A 269-nucleotide genomic window follows, 5' to 3' on the forward strand; every position below is an offset into this window, starting at 1 on the left:
TTATTCTGAAGAAGGGGCGTTTGAACGCTATATTTTCTATAAGAAAAATCCAGATCTTGTCTTGGTAGATACAGCGATTATTTGTCAAGCACCGCCACGTCTTTTGGCTTCTGGTATTGCGGATGGCTTGGCGACGTGGGTAGAAGCACGTGCTATTTTACAAAGCAATGGAACAACAATGGCAGGAGGAGGTCAGACACTTGCTGGTATCGCTATTGCACAAGCCTGTGAACAAACACTCTTTGAATACGGACTTCAAGCCATGGCCA

At 45.0% G+C, this 269-nt stretch carries 1 pseudogene; it reads left to right on the forward strand.

The annotated features are described in order from the left end of the window. Positions 1 to 269: pseudogene (locus C1E99_RS12625) on the forward strand (iron-containing alcohol dehydrogenase); the annotation flags it as partial.

The sequence above is a fragment of the Streptococcus suis genome (assembly GCF_002964045.1).
In the GTDB taxonomy this organism is placed as follows: domain Bacteria; phylum Bacillota; class Bacilli; order Lactobacillales; family Streptococcaceae; genus Streptococcus; species Streptococcus suis_U.